General features: G+C 68.6%; 14 protein-coding genes and 2 tRNA genes. 11 read left to right on the plus strand and 5 right to left on the minus strand.

Features of this window, described 5'->3' with window-relative positions:
- Window positions 1-7 precede the first annotated feature (7 nt).
- The 4 genes from QME70_08650 (at window position 8) to QME70_08665 (ending at window position 3,919) form a co-directional block, all read left to right on the plus strand.
- Window positions 8-81, plus strand: a tRNA-Cys gene (locus QME70_08650).
- A gap of 4 nt (window positions 82-85) precedes the next feature.
- Window positions 86-160: transfer RNA gene (locus QME70_08655), tRNA-Val, on the plus strand.
- Window positions 161-325: 165 nt separating this feature from the next.
- Complete coding sequence (locus tag QME70_08660; GenBank protein ID MDI6894659.1) at window positions 326-1,171, plus strand: putative sporulation protein YtxC; 846 nt, start codon at window positions 326-328, stop codon at window positions 1,169-1,171.
- Window positions 1,172-1,294: 123 nt separating this feature from the next.
- On the plus strand, window positions 1,295-3,919 hold the full coding sequence (locus tag QME70_08665; GenBank protein MDI6894660.1) for a ComEC/Rec2 family competence protein: 2,625 nt from the start codon (window positions 1,295-1,297) through the stop codon (window positions 3,917-3,919).
- Here the strand turns inward: QME70_08665 and QME70_08670 are convergent.
- Window positions 3,916-4,362, minus strand: a complete 447-nt coding sequence (locus QME70_08670; protein ID MDI6894661.1) for a hypothetical protein — start codon at window positions 4,360-4,362, stop codon at window positions 3,916-3,918. The genes QME70_08665 and QME70_08670 overlap by 4 nt on opposite strands.
- Window positions 4,363-4,387: 25 nt before the next feature.
- Window positions 4,388-4,714: a YtrH family sporulation protein gene (locus tag QME70_08675; protein MDI6894662.1), complete on the minus strand. Its 327-nt coding sequence runs from the start codon at window positions 4,712-4,714 to the stop codon at window positions 4,388-4,390.
- A 116-nt stretch (window positions 4,715-4,830) separates the two neighbouring features.
- Here QME70_08675 and QME70_08680 point away from each other — a divergent pair, with 116 nt between their 5' ends.
- From QME70_08680 to QME70_08695, 4 genes are all read left to right on the plus strand, one after another.
- Window positions 4,831-5,166, plus strand: coding sequence for a LysR family transcriptional regulator (locus tag QME70_08680; protein MDI6894663.1), 336 nt, complete (start codon window positions 4,831-4,833; stop codon window positions 5,164-5,166).
- A 138-nt stretch (window positions 5,167-5,304) separates the two neighbouring features.
- Complete coding sequence (locus QME70_08685; GenBank protein MDI6894664.1) at window positions 5,305-6,117, plus strand: extracellular solute-binding protein; 813 nt, start codon at window positions 5,305-5,307, stop codon at window positions 6,115-6,117.
- Window positions 6,118-6,252: 135 nt separating this feature from the next.
- A complete protein-coding gene (locus tag QME70_08690; protein MDI6894665.1) occupies window positions 6,253-6,945 on the plus strand; it encodes an ABC transporter permease in 693 nt (230 codons plus the stop codon).
- A gap of 80 nt (window positions 6,946-7,025) precedes the next feature.
- Window positions 7,026-8,102: an ABC transporter ATP-binding protein gene (locus tag QME70_08695; protein ID MDI6894666.1), complete on the plus strand. Its 1,077-nt coding sequence runs from the start codon at window positions 7,026-7,028 to the stop codon at window positions 8,100-8,102.
- On the opposite strand, the gene QME70_08700 is transcribed toward QME70_08695, so the two are convergent.
- Window positions 8,084-9,088, minus strand: a complete 1,005-nt coding sequence (locus QME70_08700) for a GntR family transcriptional regulator (protein ID MDI6894667.1) — start codon at window positions 9,086-9,088, stop codon at window positions 8,084-8,086. The two genes, QME70_08695 and QME70_08700, sit on opposite strands and share 19 nt — an antisense overlap.
- An 81-nt stretch (window positions 9,089-9,169) precedes the next feature.
- On the opposite strand from QME70_08700, the gene QME70_08705 reads away from it, so the two are divergent.
- The 3 genes from QME70_08705 to corA all read left to right on the plus strand — a co-directional run bounded on the left by QME70_08705 (window position 9,170) and on the right by corA (window position 13,613).
- The gene (locus QME70_08705; protein MDI6894668.1) at window positions 9,170-10,189 is read left to right on the plus strand and encodes a GerMN domain-containing protein; all 1,020 of its coding nucleotides are present in this window, start codon (window positions 9,170-9,172) and stop codon (window positions 10,187-10,189) included.
- A gap of 557 nt (window positions 10,190-10,746) precedes the next feature.
- Entirely contained in the window at window positions 10,747-12,648 is a 1,902-nt protein-coding gene (gene thrS, locus QME70_08710; protein MDI6894669.1) for a threonine--tRNA ligase, read from the plus strand.
- A complete protein-coding gene (gene corA / locus QME70_08715) occupies window positions 12,636-13,613 on the plus strand; it encodes a magnesium/cobalt transporter CorA (protein MDI6894670.1) in 978 nt (325 codons plus the stop codon). The genes thrS and corA overlap by 13 nt, the downstream gene beginning before the upstream one ends.
- A gap of 88 nt (window positions 13,614-13,701) precedes the next feature.
- Here the strand turns inward: corA and QME70_08720 are convergent, their stop codons facing one another.
- Together QME70_08720 and ylbJ are read right to left on the minus strand one after the other, a co-directional pair.
- On the minus strand, window positions 13,702-14,307 hold the full coding sequence (locus tag QME70_08720; GenBank protein ID MDI6894671.1) for a hypothetical protein: 606 nt from the start codon (window positions 14,305-14,307) through the stop codon (window positions 13,702-13,704).
- Window positions 14,308-14,608: 301 nt separating this feature from the next.
- The gene (gene ylbJ / locus QME70_08725) at window positions 14,609-15,892 is read right to left on the minus strand and encodes a sporulation integral membrane protein YlbJ (GenBank protein ID MDI6894672.1); all 1,284 of its coding nucleotides are present in this window, start codon (window positions 15,890-15,892) and stop codon (window positions 14,609-14,611) included.
- Between the last annotated feature and the right edge of the window lie 151 nt (window positions 15,893-16,043).

The raw sequence follows: 16,043 nt of genomic DNA on the forward strand, positions 1-16,043 counted from the left end.
TTTTCGGGGCGACGTAGCCAAGGGGCAAGGCAGGGGTCTGCAAAACCCCGATCCCCGGTTCGAATCCGGGCGTCGCCTCCACGGTGGGCGGCTAGCTCAGTGGGAGAGCACCGATCTGACGCGTCGGGGGTCACAGGTTCAATCCCTGTGCCGCCCACCACTGCAGGATCAGGAGGGAGCCGGCATTGGTGCCGGCTCCTCTCATCGTTGGGAAAATAGGCGAGTATACAGGTCAGAGGGCCACTGCATAATATCGTGGCGCCGGGCGGTGAAGTCCGAGCGTCGGGCGATAAAGTCCAAGACGACCCGGCTCCGGAGGAGGACCGTGCTCACCATAGCGGCATCTGCCAACGTGGAGCGCCTGCGCGAGCGGCTCGACCACGGTCTGCGAGAGCTGGAGCGCCAGGGTGTCCGGGTGGTGCGCAGGGAGCAGATCCGTGGACCGTACACCTTCGTTTCCGTGGCCGTGCAGGCGGCGCCCGCCCGTCCCGAGGCGGGCTGGGGATGGCAGGACATGCTGCGCCGCCAGCTGGCGGCCGTCCTGTGCGAGGTGATCATTTCTGATTTCCGCCAGTTTCTGCTGGAGCGCATCGTGACCAGCCGCTACCCGCAGCTGGGCGTGCGGGAAAGGCAGACCGTGGTGGAGTATGCCGAGCGGTCCCTGGCGGACGCCGCCGCCCGGGATGCTTTCCGCCGCCGGGTCCTCGTGCGCCTGCTGGAGTATCTGCGGGACAACCGGCAGCTGATCCTGGAGGGGTTCATCACCTTCCGGCTCAAGGAGTACGTGGAGCACCTGGAAGAAGCGGTGGAGAGGGCCATCGATGAGATCCTCCTGGAAAAAGAGTACCAGGAGTTCGTGCGCCTCCTGCAATGTTTCGTGGCGGCGCAGGAGCCCCGGCTGCCGGAGGTCCATGTGATCTGCCGGGCGTCCGGGCTGGTACTGGAGGACGGCGAGCGTCACACGCTGTCGCTGCAGGTGCCGCCCTCGCTGCAGGGCGGCATCCGCCCGGAAGACCTGGTGGTTTCGGGGCTGGTCAGCCTGGCGCCAGCCCGGGTGGTAGTCCACGGCAGCCCCGCCACCACCGATGACCGGGCCGTGGTAGACGCGGTAAGGAGCATCTTCGCAGGGCGCACCACCACCTGCCCGGGGTGCCCCCGGTGCTGTCCCTAGGGTGATGCTGTCCCGGGAGCGCACTACCGTTTGACAGGGATTGGGAAACATGGCGTCGAATGATGGCATTCGATGACAGGAATGCCACTTACTGTCTTGGGCCCGGCCTGGTTGGCTGGGATGATGGCGGCCCGCTGGACGTGGGGCCAGGCTGCCTCCCTGCCGGTGTGGGGCCTGGTTGCCACCCTGGCGGTGGCAGGAAGCTGGTGGCTGAGGGCAAGGAGCGAGGGCCGGGGGCGCCGCCGTCCTGCCCGAGATGGGGTTGGGCTCCGGCGGGGGGGAGGACTGGCGACGGGCGGATTCCTGGTCGCCGCGTTTTTCGTGGGGGGGTGGTACTACCTGGGGTGGCGGGTAAGCCTGGCCGCCGAGATTGCGCCCTACGCCGGGAAGCCGCACGAATGGTGGGGTACGGTGATCCGGGAGCCCGTGGTGCGGGACGGCCGCCTGGAGATGGTGGTCCGGCTCACCCGGGCGACGGTCCTGGTACGGGTGGCGGGCTGGGGCGGGGAGTCTCCGGGAGACCCGGCCGGCAGCGAGAGTCTTCCTCAGGCTTCGGGAGGGCAGGGCCGGCCTCTTCCCGCCGTGGGGCATCTGGTGTCCGTGTACGGCACCGCCGCCTACCCCTCGTCCCCGCGCAATCCAGGCGAGTTCGAGTACGCCGGTTGGCTGCGGGCCCAGGGGATGGGGGCGGTCATTCGCGCTTTCGGTCCGGAGGCCGTGCAGATCCGCGGGAAGGGCAGGCTGGGGCTTGCCGCCCGGGCGGCGGCCTGGCTGCGCTCTCGCTTCCTCGGTGCGCTGCGCAGCTATCTGCCCGGGGTCGAGGGAGCGGTGGTGGAGGGGATGGTGCTGGGCATCCGGTCGGGATTGCCTCCCGATGTGGAGGATTCGTTCCGCCGCTCCGGCCTGGTTCATCTCCTGGCCGTGAGTGGTTCCAACGTCGCCCTGGTGGCCGGCGTCATGAGGTCGTTGTTGGGGTGGGCGGGGGCCCGGCCCGCCCTGGCGGGGTCGCTGGTGGGGACGTGGGTGTTCGCGGCCGCTGCCTCGGGTGGGGCATCCGTGGGGCGGGCGGCCGTAATGGCGACGGTCATGTTGCTGGGCAGGTTGCTGGGGCGCCCGAGCCACCCCCTGAACAGCCTGGCGGTGGCGGTAGTCGTACTGACCGTGCTCAACCCTTCCGCCTGGGAAGACCCCGGGTTCTGGCTTTCCGTGGCAGCCACGGCCGGAATCCTGGGGATCTCGGGCGGCCCCTCGGTCCGGTCGCCGGGGGCCGGCGGCCGCTCTGGCGGGGCGCGGCTGCTCGTCGGGCTGGTGCGGGGCGGGAGGGAAGTCCTGGCGGTCACCTGTGCCGCCCAGGCGGCCGTACTGCCCGTATCCCTCTACTACTTTCAGCAGGTGTCCCTGGTGGCACCCCTGAGCAATGTGCTGGTGTTCCCCTTCACGGGGGCGATCACGGTGGGTGGCATGGCATCTGCCGCGCTGGCCTCCGTCCACGGGGGACTGGCGGTGGCATTTGCGCCCCTGGGAATGCTGGTGCGGGCGGTAGTGAGTCTGGCACGTTTTTGGAGTGAGTTTCCGGGGGCGGCGGCGACTCTGCCGGCGCCCCGCTGGCCCCACCTGCTGGCCTACTATCTCGCTTTGGCCTGGGTGCTGGGCTGGCTGAAGTGGTCCCTCCTCCCCAGGCACGGTCCCTGGACGCGGCCCCGGCTGGTCCTGGCCGTGCTGGTGGGGGTGGTTGCCCTGGCCACGTCGGTGGCAACCGCACCGCCCCGGCACGTCCTGCAGGCGGTGTTCTTTTCGGTCGGGCAGGGAGACGCCATACTGCTGTGGCGCCCCGGAGGACCCGCCATGCTGGTGGATTGCGGCCCGGCCGGCGAGAGCTACGATGCCGGCGCGGCGACGGTGGTCCCCTACCTGAAACGGTTCGGGATCAGGCGCCTGGACCTGCTCGTGCTCACCCACGGCCACGACGACCACACCGGGGGCGCGCAGGCCGTGCTGAGCGCTGTCCCCGTGGGTGAAGTGTGGCTGGGGCCGGGTGCGGTTGTCCCCACCGGCACCGGGGGGCACGGGTCACCTTCCGTGCGGGCGCCTGCGGCGGGACACCGGATGGCGCTGGCCCCGGGATGGGAGGTCACCGTCCTCCACCCGCCCGCGCCGGCCGCCGGTCCGTCCGGGGGGACCGCCACTTCCGCGCACGCGGCACCGCCTGCCGGGTCCGAAGGAGGGGAGGGCGAGAAGGACGGGCAGAACGACGCTTCCCTCGTGCTGCTCGTCCGATACGGGCAGGTGAGCATCTTGCTGGCAGCTGACCTGGAGAAGGAGGGCGAGGCCCTGTTCCTGCGGGAGGGAGCCCGGTTTTGCCCCGAAGGAGTGGACCTGTTCAAGGTCCCTCACCACGGCAGCAGCACGTCGTGCAGCGCGGCCTTGCTGGCCAGGGTCCGTCCCCGGTTTGCCGTGGTCCAGGTAGGACCCAACCCCTTCGGCCATCCCGCTCAGGCCACGCTGCGGCATCTGGAAGAAGCGGGGGTACGGGTGTGGCGCACGGACCGCGACGGCGCCGTGGTGGCCCGCACCGACGGGCGAAGCCTCACCGTCCACGCCATGCTCGCGCAGCAGAGCAGCCGGGTTGCCTTCGAACCCGGGAGCGCGCGGGTTGGGCTGAACCCGTGCACGTCGCCCTCGAGCGAGGAAGGGCAGCGGCCGGCGATCCCGGACACGGGCGGGAGGCGGGACCTGCCCTGGGGCTAGCGTTCGAGAGGGGACGCCCGCAGGTAGTACGCCACCTTCTCGGAAGCCAGGACGGCATCGACGAGCAGCACGTACTCTCGCTCGCCGGCGACCACCCGCCTGCCGTGCAGCAGGTTGTGGAGCAGGAAGGGATCCAGCTGACGCACCGGTCTCCCTACCAGATGGCGGGTCAGTTCCGAGGCCTGGCGGGTGATGACCAGCCGGGCCTCGAGATCGGAGCAGAGGACCAGGCAGTCGACCTCTTTGACCACCAGCTGCTCGGGTTCTGCCCGGGCCAGGCTCTGGGCGCGAGCCTTTTCCTCCTCCAGTTCCTGGCGCGCGGCTTCCAGTTCGAGGGTGACCTCGCGGAGGCGGGAGGCGAAGAAGGGCACCGCCAGCCAGGCTCCGGCACATACCCCCAGCAGGAAGGCGGCCACAGCGCGCACCAGGGCGCGGCCGATCACGTTGTTTCCCTCCAGCGCGCCCGGCTCATTCGCCCGCCACGCCGCGCAGTAGCAGGTAGCCCAGGTGGGCTCCGGAGAAGGCGGCCAGGAGGTAGATGAGCTGGCGGACCATGGGGCCCACCTCTCCGCCCAGTATGCCGGCTTCCAGGCTCTGAAAGGTGGCGAACGTCCCCCCCAGGGCCGTCACCATGCCCCAGATCTTCAGCCTGGCGGCGATGTGAGCCAGTGAACGCACGGGGTGGGGCTCGACAAGGGCCATGCCCAGGTAGCCCGATACGCTACCGCCGAGGACCACGCCCAGGGCGAGGAAGAAGGCTTCCGCCAGTTGGGCGGCGAACTGCTGCACCAGCATCCCCGGTATACTTCTACCTGAACCCGGGCCGGGGTATTACGCAGGCGGAGCCCGGTACGGCGGCGCCCCGGCCAACGGGGCGCGGGCACCACCTCACGAGGGCGGGCGGTGGGAATATGAGGGCACGGGCCAAAGTGTGGCTGGAAGACGGGGGCAGGATGGTTTTCGGCGAGGGTGCCTGTCAGCTGCTGGCGGGCATCAGGCGGTACGGTTCCATCAGCCGGGCGGCGGAGGACCTGCACATGTCCTACCGGCTGGCCTGGGGGGTGATCAGGAAGCTGGAGGGCCGCCTGGGAGAGCGGCTGGTGACCAGCCGGGTGGGCGGGGAAGAGGGTGGCGGCACCGTGCTCACCCCCAGAGGGGAGATTCTGCTCGGGCGCTTTGAGGAGTTGCAGCGCCGCGTGGACGGGTTTGCCGGGGCCGCCTTCCGGGAAATATTCGGCAGCGGATAGCTGCCGGCAGGAACTGAGGGGGGCGGGCGCGAATAGGAGTGCGGTATGTTCACTCAAGCACAGCGGGGGTGGTAGGGGGTGTCGCAGTCAACACAAAGCAGGGCCCTCTCCCTCCGGGTGGCGGCAGCGGCAGCGGCCTTGCTGGTGTTGCTGGTGGCGGGGGTGGCGTGTTCTCAGCCCCGCAAGGAGGTGATCCTGGCCACCACCACCAGCACCCAGGACAGCGGGTTGCTGGACGTGCTCGTGCCCCGGTTTGAAGAGAAGACCGGGTACAAAGTAAAGGTGATCGCAGTGGGCACCGGCCAGGCCCTCACCATGGCGAAGCAGGGGAATGCGGACGTGGTGCTGGCGCACGCCCCGGCTGCGGAAAAGGAAGTGGTGGTGCAGGGATACTGCGTGGACCGACGCCTGGTCATGCACAACGATTTCATCATCGTGGGGCCGCCTTCGGACCCTGCCGGCATCAAGGGGAAGAAGAAGGCGGCAGAAGCCCTGCAGGCCGTGGCGCAGAGCCGTTCTCCCTTTGTCTCGCGCGGCGACGATTCGGGCACCCACAAGATGGAGCTTTCTCTCTGGAACAAGGTGGGGTTGACCCCGACCCCCGGGGACTGGTACATCCAGTCGGGTTCGGGCATGGGCGTCACCCTGAACGTGGCGTCGGAGAAGGCCGGCTATACCCTCACCGACCGGGCCACCTACCTGGCCTTGCGCAAAAACCTCCACCTTGACATCATGGTGGAGGGCGATGCCGTGCTCCTCAACATATACCACGTCATGCTGGTGAACCCGCAGAAGTTCCCCAAGATCAACCAGAAAGGTGCCAGAGCCTTCGCCGACTTCATGGTCTCCCCCGAGAGCCAGAAGCTCATCGGCCAGTTCGGGGTGGACAGGTTCGGCCAGCCCCTTTTCTTCCCGGACGCCGGTAAGAGCGAGGAGGAGCTGGGTGGTTAGGATGACGCCCGGCTGGAGGCGCCCGGCGGTCAGGATGACGCCCGGCTGGAGGCGCCCGGCGGTCAGGATGACGCCCCCCGGCTGGGTTGCCGTAAGCGACTGCGGGGCGGAGGAGCGCGGTTGGGGGGTGAGAACCTGCCCCTGATATGGGACGGGCTGCGCACGGCCCTGGAACTGCTGGCGCGACTGGATCGGGAAGTGCTGGCGGTCTCGGGGCTCACCCTGCGGGTGTCGGGGCTGGCCACCGGACTGGCCCTGGCCCTGGGCCTCGTCACCGGTGCCGCCCTGGCCCTGGGCCGTTTCCCCGGCCGGCGCTTTCTGCAGAGCCTGATCAATGCCGGGATGGGACTGCCGCCCGTGGTGGTGGGGCTGGGGGTGAGCCTGCTGCTGTGGCGCAGCGGGCCCCTGGGGTGGTTGCATCTCATGTACACGCCCACGGCCATGGTGGTGGCCCAGTTCGTCATTGCCTACCCGGTGATGGCGGGGTTGAGCGGGGCCGCACTGCAGCAGGTGGGTCCCGCCTTCCGCCTGCAGGTGGAGGCCATGGGAGCCAGCCGCACCCAGCTGCTCTCTGCCATGCTCTGGGAAGCGCGCTACGGGGTGCTGGGTGCGGTCATCGCCAGCTTCGGCAGCGTGATCTCGGAGGTGGGCGCCTCCATGATGGTGGGGGGCAACGTGGTGGGTCAGACCCGGGTCCTCACCACCGCGATCGTCCTGGAGGTGAACCGGGGCCAGTTCGACACCGCCATCGCGCTCAGCCTCATCCTCCTGGGGCTGACATATGGTGCCGCCGGCATCCTGACGCTGCTACAGCAGCGCAAGCATTGAGGTGAGGTGCTGCACCGGGGCGTGGTCGGCGGGGTGGCAGGACACAGGAAGCGGCAGCGCGGGCGTTGAGGTGAGTCATGGTGGCAGTGCTGGAAGCCAGCGGTTTGGAGGTGTGCAAGGGAGGGCGCCGCGTCCTGGCCATCGAGCACCTGGCGGTCGCCGAGGGGGAGGTGCTGGGCGTGGTCGGCCCCAACGGGGCGGGTAAGACCACCCTGCTCATGGTGATGGCCGGTCTGGAGCCCGGTTTCCGGGGCAGGCTGGCCGTCCGGGGTTCCCCCCTTGACCCCCGCCGCTTGCTCGCCCACCGGCGCAGTCTGGGAGTGGTGTTCCAGGACCCCCAGGTCCTGGATGCCACCGCACTGGCCAACGTGATGGCCCCGCTCCGTTACCGGGGCGTGCCTCCGGCAGAAGCGCGGCGGAGGGCTTACCTGTGGCTGGAGCGCGTGGGCATCGGGCATCTCGCCCGGCGGCCCGCCCGGGTGCTGTCTGGCGGGGAACGCCAGCGCCTGGCCCTGGCCCGGGCCCTGGTCACCGAGCCCCGGATACTATTGCTCGATGAGCCCTTTTCCTCTCTCGACGCGCCCACCCGAGCGCTGCTCATCGCGGACCTGCGGCGGTTGCTTGCTGAACTCAGGATCACCGCCGTGATGGTGAGCCACGACTTCACCGAGATGCTGCTTCTGGCCCGGCGGGTAGCCATGATGATAGGAGGAGAGGTCCGCCAGACGGGTGAGCCGCGAGAAGTGTTCTCCCACCCCGCCGACCCGGAGGTGGCGCGCCTGGTGGGTATGGAAAACATATGGCCGGCCGAGGTGGTGGCTGGCCCGCAAGGGTCGCGGGTGAGGGTGGAAGGGCTGGAGCTGAAGATGATCGGGGACCGGTCACCCGGTTCTGTGTACCTGGGCCTTCGCCCCGAGGCGGTGGTGCTGGCCGCCGACGGCCGCGCCTGCGAGGATTGCTCCGGCTCCTGGTTCCCCGGCAGGGTCAGGGCCGTGGTCCCCTACGGACCCCTGGTACGGGTGGAGCTGGCCGAGCCCCTTCCCCTGGTGGCCCTCATCCCCCCCGCCCGGGCCGTGGACGCGAGCCCGGGGGATCGGGTGCGGGTGTTCATCCCGGCGGACAGCCTGCACGTGTTTGACTACTCGCCCGGCAACTGACAGGTGGCGGCCGCTTCCCGGGCCGGTACCGAGAAGTGCTGGGCCAGGATGTGGAGGGAACCCGGGTCCACCCGGTCGTACAGAGGATATACCTCCCGGCCCCGCAGCCGCTCCCCAAGGGGGCGCAGGCAGGGGACGGTGCACACGATGACGGATGCCTCGCGGGCGAGGGCGTCCAGGCCGGCGGTGTCGCCCAGCAGGCAGGACGTCACCCTCACGCCGGGGGTCACCAGCTTTACCACAATGGAGCTGAAGCTGGGCAGCGTCTCCGGGTCGCGGCACACACACCCCACGGTGGCACCGGCCGGCACCTGCGAGAGTCTGTTCAGCGTGGAGGCTGAAGTCGCCAGCACCAGTCCCAGGATGGGAAGTCCCAGGTGACCCAGGGCATCGCGTACCTCCCGGTAGTGGAAGTAGGTGGTGGCGATGCCTGCGTAACGGTCCCGGTGCCGCGCCAGCCGGTCCCTCTCCTGGGCCAGGCGACCGGTGAGGACCTTTTCCACCCGCAACCCGAGGGCGGAGCGGATGTCCTGCCCCAGCAACTCCAGCTGGGTTTCGTCGCATTCCACGAATAGGAGAGTGAGGGAGCGGTAGTCGGTACGGTAGCGGGCCAGCAGCCTCTCCATCAGCTCCCGCAGTTGCTCCGGAGAGTACCCGGCCTCCATGGCCGAGCGCATGGCCCGTTCCACCGCCTGCTCGGCGGTGTGGGTGCCGGTGTGGGGGTGCTGGTCGGGGCTGACCACGGTGGTGCCGTAGCCGCGCCTGGAGACTAGCAGGCCGCTCTGCTGCAGCTCGCGGTACGCGGTCTTCACTGTGTTCAGGCTGATCCCCAGGGCCTGGGCCAGTTCCCTTATGGGAGGCAGGAGCGACCCGGGCGGCATTTCGCCGGAAGAGATGCTCCAGCGGATGTTCTCGCATAGCTGCACGTTGAGGGGAACGTTGCTGTGCTGGTCTAGCTTCCAGGTGGTGGGAATACTGATTTTCACGGTGAGGTAACCCTCCTTCCAACCCGGTTGTTTCTTTGTGACACGTACTAATTCCTCTTTTTTGAGCCGGAGGTGGTACAAATGGTCCTAACAAGGGGCCTGCCGGGGCTTGTGGTTGTCGTGTTCTGCAGCCTGCTGGTGCTGGCCGGCTGTCTGGCGGGGGAGAAGGCGCCGCCCCCGGGCACGGTGGTCTCGCCCCCTCCACCGGCGGGTCCGGAGCCCGCCGCCGCCCCCCTGCCGGTGGCCGTCTTCCTGGCCCGGGAGGGCAAGCTGGAAGCCGTCTTCCGCTCCCTGCCCGTTTCCCCGGAGGAGGGTCCCCGGGCCGCCCTGGAGGCCCTCGTTGGCGGCCCTACCTCGTTTGAAACGCGGCAGGGTTTCGCAGCGGTGCTGCCCCCTTCCACGGCCGTCCGGGGGGTCACCGTGGCGGACGGCGTGGCGACGGCGGACTTCAGCCGCGAGATCGTCACCCGGTCGGGGGACGTGGGCGGGGGCTCCCTTTCTGAGTCTCTGGCCCTGCACGCCATCTACCTGACTCTGGCCCAGTTCCCGGACGTGGAGCGGGTCAAGGTCCTGGTGGAGGGGCAGAGCGAGGGCACCGTGGACGGCCGCTCCATCAAGGATTTCTGGGGACACCTGGGGTTGCCCGAGTACCTGGAGGGAGCGGTCCCCGTGCTCAGGGTGGCGGAGCGGCAAGAGGTGGGAGACCAGGAGGTGGCCCGGCAGGCCGGGGGGCTGCGCCTCAAGTCGCTCCACTGGTGGGCCCACCCCACCCTGTTCCGGGTGGTGTTCGCGCTTGAAGGTGCAGGCGGTACCGGCCTGGGGGGCATCCCCGCCGCCCAGGCCTCCTGCTCCAGCGCCCGCCGCACCCTGTTCCTCGCCATCCCGGCAGTAAAAGAGGCTGCTGTTCCGGACCTGGCAGCGGGGCAGACCGTGGAGGTCAACGACTGGCGGGTGGAAAAGCTGGTCTGGGAGAAGGCCAGCCCCTGCTCCTTCCGGCTGGCCCTGCACGCCGGCCACAGCTACGGGTGGCGGCTGTGGGGTCTGACCGACCCCGCCCGCATCGTCCTCGACGTCTACGCCACCGGCCCCGCACCCCGCTGAACTCTCTGACCTCCGCTGCCACGAACCGCGATGTGGCACGTGGTGCGGCCCCCGCCGGCGCAGCAACTCTGACCTGCGCCGCCGGGCGGGGGGCTCCGCGCGGTTGACAGGGTCTCCGCCTCCACCTATAATGGCCCTAAGCACAGGCGATGAGGCGGACGCGTAGGCCTGTCCGTCCCGCCAGAGAGAGGGCGCCGGCGGCTGAGAGCGCCTTCGGGTCAGGGGCAGGCCGGAGACCACCGCCGAGCTGCGGGCGGAAACCCGGGCGGCCGTTGCGGCGCCGGGGAGTATGCCCGGCCGGGTGAGCCCGTTAATGCTCCAGAGCGGACCGCCTGCGGTACTGGCGCCGGGGTGGTCAAGAAGGGTGGAACCGCGGAGAAAGCCCCCGTCCCTTGACGGGGGTTTTCCTTTTGCGGGAGCGCCGGTCGGCCGGGGCGCGCGGATGAGGGAAGGCGGGGCGAGCCCCGGCGGCAGCGACGCGCGTGAGGGAAGGCAGGGCGGGCACCGGCCCGGCGGGCGGTGCCGGGGCGACGGCCCAAAAGGGGGAGGGGTTGCAATTGCCGAGCGCGTTGGAAATCCTCAGGTCACAGGGAAGAGAGGGGGAGGCGGGCCCCCGCGGGATCGTGGCCGCCAGGTGGCAGGGCGAGGTGGTGGACCTCGCCAGGGAGCTGCCGGAAGGGGCGCAGCCCGAGTTCGTCACCTTTGCCGATGTGGAGGGGCGGGACGTCTACCGGCATACGGCCGCTCACGTGCTGGCCCAGGCGGTGAAGCGGCTGTTCTCGGAAGCGCGCCTGGGCATCGGACCGGCCATCGCAGACGGGTTCTACTACGACTTTGACGTCCCCCGGCCTTTTACTCCGGAGGACCTGGGCCGCATCGAGGAGGAGGCCCGCGCCATCATCGCCGCCGATTACCCGGTCCGCAGGCGGGAGGTCACCCGGGAAGAGGCGCGCCAGTTCTTCGCTTCCCGGGGCGAGACGTACAAGGTGGAGCTCATCGACGAGTTTCCCGAGGATGCTCCCATCTCCCTTTACCAGCAGGGGGAGTTCACCGACCTGTGCGCCGGCCCCCACCTCCCCTCCACGGGGTGGCTGGTGGCGTTCAGGGTGCTCCATGCCGCCGGGGCATACTGGCGGGGGGACGAGCGCAATCCCATGCTGCAGCGCATTTACGGCACTGCTTTCCCCACGCAGGAAGAGATGGACCGGCACCTCTATCGCCTCGACGAGGCCCGCCGGAGAGACCACCGCCGGCTGGGGCGGGAGCTCGACCTGTTCAGCATCCACGACGAGGCCGGGGCCGGGCTGGTCTTCTGGCATCCCCGGGGCGGGGTGGTGCGCCAGATCATCGAGGACTTCTGGCGGGCGGAACACCGGCGCCGGGGGTATGACATCGTCTTCACGCCCCATGTGGCTCGCCTGGACCTGTGGAAGATCAGCGGCCACTGGGACTGGTACCGGGAGAACATGTACTCCCCCATGGACGTGGAGGGGGTGGAGTACCTGCTCAAGCCCATGAACTGCCCCTTCCACATCCTGATGTACCGGTCCCAGACCCGCTCCTACCGGGACCTCCCCCTGCGCTGGGCCGAGCTGGGCACGGTGTACCGCTACGAGCGGTCCGGCGTCCTGCACGGCCTGCTGCGGGTGCGGGGATTCACCCAGGACGACGCCCACGTCTTCTGCCGCCCCGACCAGCTGGAGGAGGAACTGGTGGGGGTGCTTGACCTGGCCCGGTATATGGTGGAGTCCTTCGGCTTCGAGGACTACGAGATCATGCTCTCGGTGCGCGACCCGGCCGGCAAGCAGAAGTACATCGGGTCGGACGAGGTGTGGGATGCGGCGGAGAAGGCCCTGCTGGCCGCCCTGGCCCGGAAGGAGCTGGCGTACGTGGTGGGCGAGGGAGAGGCCAAGTTCTACGGGCCCGCCATCGACATCACCATCAAGGACGCCCTGGGCCGGGGCTGGCAGGGTCCCACCATCCAGGTGGACTTCAACCTGCCCGAGCGCTTCGACCTCACCTACATGGGTGAAGATAACCGCGAGCACCGGCCGGTTATGATCCATCGCACCGTACTGGGTTCCATGGAGAGGTTCCTGGGCAGCCTGATCGAGCACTACGCCGGTGCCTTCCCCACCTGGCTGGCCCCCGTGCAGGCCCGCGTGATCCCGGTGGCCGATCGGCATGTTTCTTACGGCCGCCGGGTGGTCCACGACCTCCAGCGTGCGGGCATACGGGCAGAGGGGGACTGGCGCAACGAGAAGGTGTCCTACAAGATCCGGGCCGCCCAGCTGGAGAAGCTCCCCTACATGCTGGTGGTGGGGGATCGAGAAGAGGCGTCTTCCCAGGTGGCCGTGCGCCATCGCAGCGAGGGGGACCTGGGTCCGATGTCCCTGGAGACTTTCCTGGCCAGGATGCGGGAGGAATGTGCCGGGAGGGGAGTGCCATGGCCCGCCTGATCCTCAGCACCCGGTCGGGCCGGGAGGCGCTGTCGCCCGGGGACGCCGAGGCCGCCCTGCGTGCTGCCCTGGGCAGAGGAGAGAGCTTCTGGCTGGACGTCCATGAGCCCGGATCCGACCAGCTGGGGATGCTGGAGCGGGTGCTGGGGCTGCACCCCCTGGCCGCGACCGAGGTGAAGCGTCCCAGCCAGCTGCCCCGGGTCGAGGTATATCCGGACTACACCGTGCTGGTGTTCCACGCCGTGGAGGTCGATCGGGAAGGCCGTATCCCCGTGCACCGCGCCGAGGTGGATTGCATCCTGGGGTCCCGCTTCCTGGTCACCGTCCACGTGCGCGAGGTCAGCATCCTGGGAGAGATGCAGCGGCTGCTGGCAGGCGGGGCCCCCTTCCCCGCCACCCCGGACCTGCTCCTGGCGGGTATTATCGATCTGCTGGTGAAGCAACTGTATGATGCCCTGGACTACCTGGCGGACCGCATTGCTGCTCTGGAAGAAAGGGTGATCTCGGGGCGCCTGCGCAATCCCATGCCGGAGGTGACCGCCATTCGCCGCGCCCTGGTGCGGCTGCGGCACGGTCTGGGCCCGGAGGAGCAGGCCATCTCCGACCTGGCCGGGTTGTCGAACCTGGTGGGCGAGGGAGCAAGGGTCGCCATGCGACAGGCGGTGGACCTGCTGCGGCGCATGTGGGACGGGGTGGAGGTGGAGAGGGATCTGGTCGACAACGTGGTGCAGGTCTACCTGGCGCTGCGCACCGACCGGCTCAACGTCATCATGCAGCGCCTGACCCTCATCACCACCATCTTCATGCCCCTCACCCTGATCGCCGGCATTTACGGCATGAACTTCCACCACATGCCCGAGCTGGCATGGAGGTACGGATATCCGGCCACCTTGCTCCTGATGGTGATCACGGGATATGGTATGTACCGCTGGTTCCGGGCCCGGGGCTGGTTCGGCGAACCTTAGTCTCGGTACGGTGCAGCGCAAATAACTCAATATCGCCCCGGGTGGGCGCCAGCCCCACTCAGGGCGTTCAGCGGATCAGGATAGCCGGCTATAGCGCTCCCACAAGCTTCAGGATGCCCAGGATGGCAACCAGTTGCCCCAGCCAGAATCCGAACATCCACTTGATGAGGGAGACCTGGCTCCTGTACATCAGTGCGTGCATTTCGGTGCGCAGGCTGGCGAAGCCGTCGTGCATCTGCGTGCGGAGGGCGGTGTCTGCCTCCTGCATGTCTGCGCGCAGGCTGGCGAAGCCGTCGTGCATTTCCTCACGCAGCGCTGTGTCTGCCTGCTGCATCTGCGTGCGGAGGGCGGTGTCTGCCTCCTGCATCTCTGCGCGCAGGCTGGCGAAGCCCTCGTGCATCTGCGTGCGGAGGGCGGTGTCTGCCTCCTGCATCTCTGCGCGCAGCGAGGAGGAACCATCCCGCATCTCCATGCGCAGTTGGGCGATTTCCCTGGCAAGCCGTTCACTCAGCGCGGAGATATCCTGGGCCACCTTAGCACCCAGGTTGTTCACCGCCGTTTCCACACTGGCGCGAAATTCCCTGACCTCGTGGGCTCCCAACTGGTTCAGAAGGTCCACGAGAGCTTCGGCGCCATCTTCGCCGAGGTGTTCCCGGAGAACCTTGGGTACCACGATGAACGGGATCGCCGCCACCTCCACACCCCCCAATTTACCATACTGTTCGTGCTCTGACCAGGCCAGGCGGTCGAGCCCGGCCATTGCGCACATGGTCGCAATGAAGCGGACCCGCAGCCGTACACACCGGCCTGGGGTTACCTGGCAGCAATGGCACACAGACCCATTATACTATCTTTGTGGCGGGCCTGTCAACGTGTGCCTGATCCTGTCGGATCGGTGCACGTGCTGTCGTTACGCACGCAGGAGCAGGGGCCAGATGGGGCTTGCGCCGGCGCTGGCCACACCCGGATCGGGTTGTGCCATGTAAGCGAAGCTTTCAGATGCGGAAGCCGGTCAGCCGTATGCGCGAGAGGAGGATGGCCAGCAGGGCCGCCGCCAGCACGATGGCGGCGATACCACTGGCGCCACACAGGAGCGCAGCCCCCAGGCGGAGGCTCACCAGGCCGGGCCACGGGTTCCCTCCTGCGGCTGTGGTGAGCGCGGCCATGACGGGCGTCACCAGCCGGGAGGTGAGCATGCCCAGAGGTCCCAGCAGCACCGCGGTGAAGAGAGCGGAGTAGCCCGCGTGCAGCACCCGGGCGGCAACGAACGGGGTCATGCGCACGTCGGATCCCGCCATCACGCTGACCACCTGGGCATGCACCGACAGGCCGCTCCAGGCGATGATGGCCGAGGCCACGATGGCCCGCTGGGCGAGGGGGGCGGGGGCGCTGCTGGTGGCCATCGCCCCCAGGTCGATTTCGAACAGGCCCCGCAGGAGGCCATCGGCCAGGCTGGGGTCCAGGTGCACTACCGTTAGGAGCACCCGCAACGGGGCGGCTATGATCGCGACCGCCCCCAGGGCGTGCAGGACCTGGATCAGTACCGAGAACAGCATGATGAAACCGCATATCATCAGCAGGGTCTTGACCGATTCGTTCACCGCGTCGCTCAGGATACGACCGAAGGGGCGACCGTCCTCCCGGCGGGCACGGATGAGGGCGCGGGCCGCCCGCACCAGCAGATTACGATGGCGGGTTCCCGTGTTGCCGGCGGCGAGGGGGCCTCCCGCCACGTGGTTCATCCCCAGGGCCGGGCTGGAGGGGGCGGACCGGCGGTAGAAGCGGAAGGTGAGGCCCACGCAAAAGGCGCCCAGGTAGTGGGCCAGGGCGAGCACCGCACCCAGCCCGGGGAGGTGAAACATTCCCACAGCGACTGCCCCGAACATGAACAGGGGGTCGGCAGTGTTGGTGAATGCCAGCAGGCGTTCCGCCTCCGCCTGGTTGCACAGACCCTGCTTGCGGAACTTGGCCGTTATCACGGCGTCCATGGGATATCCTGCCGCCAGACCCATGGACATGACAAATGCCCCCGCCCCGGGGACGTTGAACAGGGGGCGCATGAGGGGCTCAAAGATGACGCCCAGGAAGTGCACCACCCCCAGGGCCAGCATGACTTCCGACAGCACAAAAAAGGGCAGGAGCGAGGGGAAGACGATTTCCCAGAAGATCTTCATGCCCGCCAGGGCAGCCTGGAAGGCTTCTTCCGAATAGACGATGAGCGCTGCCACCAGAAGCAGCGCCACCATTCCCGACATGACGTGCACCCAGTTGCGGGGCAACGATCAGCACCTCTCCCGTCCCCTCGCCTGCAGCAGAGGGGAGGCTACCATTTGGTGCCCCGCTTCATGCTATGAGCCCTTTCGGTGAGCTATACGCTGGCGCGAAGGCGCGGGACCGCAGTGCAGGACGCCTGGACCAGGCCCAGTTCAA

This window comes from Bacillota bacterium (assembly GCA_030019365.1).
In the GTDB taxonomy this organism is placed as follows: domain Bacteria; phylum Bacillota; class Sulfobacillia; order JACIYH01; family JACIYH01; genus JACIYH01.